At 68.6% G+C, this 2,346-nt stretch carries 4 protein-coding genes; 1 reads left to right on the top strand and 3 read right to left on the bottom strand.

Annotation, left to right across the window (positions count from 1 at the left end):
* Nucleotides 1–15: 15 nt before the first annotated feature.
* On the bottom strand, nt 16–426 hold the full coding sequence (locus tag HY703_04640) for a transcriptional repressor (GenBank protein ID MBI4544461.1): 411 nt from the start codon (nt 424–426) through the stop codon (nt 16–18).
* Nucleotides 427–605: 179 nt separating this feature from the next.
* On the opposite strand from HY703_04640, the gene HY703_04645 reads away from it, so the two are divergent.
* Nucleotides 606–1,034 carry a response regulator transcription factor gene (locus tag HY703_04645; GenBank protein MBI4544462.1) on the top strand — a complete coding sequence of 143 codons (429 nt, stop codon included), beginning with the start codon at nt 606–608 and terminating at the stop codon, nt 1,032–1,034.
* A gap of 79 nt (nt 1,035–1,113) precedes the next feature.
* Here HY703_04645 and HY703_04650 read toward each other — a convergent pair whose 3' ends face one another.
* Together HY703_04650 and HY703_04655 are read right to left on the bottom strand one after the other, a co-directional pair.
* Complete coding sequence (locus HY703_04650) at nt 1,114–1,506, bottom strand: TraR/DksA C4-type zinc finger protein (GenBank protein ID MBI4544463.1); 393 nt, start codon at nt 1,504–1,506, stop codon at nt 1,114–1,116.
* 141 nt (nt 1,507–1,647) lie between these two features.
* On the bottom strand, nt 1,648–2,346 hold a 699-nt coding region (locus HY703_04655), incomplete at its 5' end, for a transporter (protein ID MBI4544464.1).

Below are 2,346 nucleotides of genomic sequence, written 5' to 3' on the forward strand. Positions count from 1 at the left end.
ATGGCTGCCGCGCGTTCAGTCTGCGCCGCGGCAGCTCTCACAATGCCCGAGCAGCTCGAGACGATACCCCTCGACGGCAAAGCCGGGAACCGGGCCGAGGCGGCCCAGGACGGCGGCGTCCAGCCGGCCGGGCACATCCAGTACTGCGCCGCACTGCAGGCAGCGCGCGTGCGGGTGAGGGTCGGTGCGCCCGTCGTAGCGGGCTGAGCCGTCGCCGTAGGTCAGCTTGATGGCCAGTCCGCAGCCAACCAACGTTTCCAGGGACTTGTAGACCGTGGCCAGCGAGATGTCGGGAATATCGCAGCGGACGGCGGTAAAGACGTCGTCCGCCGTGGGGTGGCAGGTCGTGCCCAGCAGGAAGCGGTAGACAGCCGCCCGCTGGTCGGTGAACCGCTGGCCGTTCGACTCCAGGGCTTCCCGCAGCATGAGGTCCGGACCACCCGCGATCTCGCGGGCGAGCGCCGCACGGGCCATTCCGGCCGCCATCCGCTCTCCTTCTCGAGTGGCCTCGTGGCGAGGCGAAAATCCCACTAAGATTACCGGGGCGCTGCGGAGTTGTCAACATAACATCGCGGCCCTTACCCGTTCATCCTTGCTGTCGCAGATTGACACGCGAAAAGCCGCCGACGGAGGAGAGCCTGTCCGCCCACGCCCCTGTCCTGGCACTGGTGGCCGACCTGATCTTCGCCTCTCGAATCCGTGGCGCCGCAGCGGCGGCCAGTACGGAAGCGTGTGTTTCCAGCCGCGCAGAAGAGGTGCTCGCATGGGCGCGCGCGGCTGCTCCCCGCCTGGTGCTGGTGGACCTGAATGCTGCAGCCGCCGACCCGCCCGCGCTGATCGCGCGACTGAAGGAGTCGGGCGCAGCGGAGCTGCGTGTCGTAGCCTTCGCCTCCCATACGGACAAGAGCGCCATCGAGGCCGCTCGCCGCGCCGGCGCGGACCGCGTGCTGGCCCGCTCCGCCTTCCTCCAGGCACTGCCCAAGCTGCTGGCCGAGGCCCGCGGCCATGGCGAAGCCCGGCCAGGCGAGGAATGAGACAGCGCCCCGGCGGGTGAGCCGCCGGGGCGCCGTCCCCGTCCCGTCTCTGTGCTGCAGCCACCTGTTCGGGGGTGTACTACGCCGCGTCCGCTTCTTCCTTCAGCTTGCAGTCGATGCAGTAGCGCGCATGGGGCAGCGCATCCAGCCGCTCGAAATCGATGGGCTTGCCGCAGCTATGGCACACGCCGAAGGTCGCCGGGTCGCGGTACATGCGCCGCAACGCTTCTTCCAGGCGGTAAAGATAGCGCCCCTCTTTACTGGCAAAGAGCAGCATCTTTTCCCGCTCCATGGCGTCGGTGCCCAGGTCGGCAATATGGTCCGAATAAGAATACAGGTCGGAGTCGGCCTGCTCCGCCGACATCTTGGCCAGACTGTCGAACTGCCCCAGCGAGCGGAGCGCTCGCTCCCGCTCGCGCAGCAAGCGCTGCTGGAGATGATCGATCTGTTTCTTGGTCAGCTTCCTGGCCATCCTCGGCTCCTTCGCTGCAACCCTGGCAATCCGCACCGGCAGGGCCGGGATGAGACCACCGGACGCGGATGGCAGCGCGTTCGGCGTTTCTGCGGAAAGCGGTAAGCTAGTGGAAGCAAGGAGTGAAAACAAGCGGCCAGGCTACCAACGGCGGGCCAGGCCGACACCGGCGAAGTAGTCGGGCCGGGCGCCGTTGAGCCCGATTCCAGCGCGGGCATCAAGCTGCAGATCGGGGGAAAGCAGCCAGGTGAATCCGCCGTTCAGGCAGGCCATCTCGGAGCCGTCGGGGCCGTCCGGTGCGAAGCCGAACACTTCCAGATAGGAGCCCAGGCGCGGCGCGACTGCGTAGCCCAGGGACAGGCTGCCCGATAGCTGGTGGAAGCGGCGGCCGGCGTCACTGGCGTAGGCGTAGTTCAGGTTGGAGGACAGCCCCAGGCGGTCGGAGAGCTCGAAGCCCAGGGCCAGCTTGGCCTCAGGCTGTAAGTTCTCTTCCCGGAGTGCGCTGGACCCGGTGGGTACGGCCAGTGCGGCCAGCACGGCCACACCGGGGCCGAACACGCCGGCTTCCGGCCGGGCCTCGGCGAGGCGTAGCTTCATCCCCAGCGACGCGTCCTCCCGCCCCGCAGCGTCGCCTCCCGGGCCGCGCGTCCAGACGAACGAGTTGAGCCCGAGACGCAGCTCGAGCCGCTCCGCCGCGGGAATGCGCAGCAGGATCTCGCCCAGGGCGTGCTCTTCCTGGGCGCCCGTGCGCGTGAACGTATACCCGGCTTCGGCCTGCAGCCGGCCGCGCGGCACCACGGCCACACTTTCCGTGAAGTCGGGCCGGTCCGTGACCAACGG

This window comes from Gemmatimonadota bacterium, from assembly GCA_016209965.1.
In the GTDB taxonomy this organism is placed as follows: Bacteria; Gemmatimonadota; Gemmatimonadetes; order Longimicrobiales; family RSA9; genus JACQVE01.

Coding starts and splice junctions, on each gene's coding strand:
- HY703_04640 (MBI4544461.1), bottom strand. CDS start 426: ATGCTGCGGGAAGCCCTGGAGTCGAACGGCCAGCGGTTCACCGACCAG.
- HY703_04650 (MBI4544463.1), bottom strand. CDS start 1,506: ATGGCCAGGAAGCTGACCAAGAAACAGATCGATCATCTCCAGCAGCGC.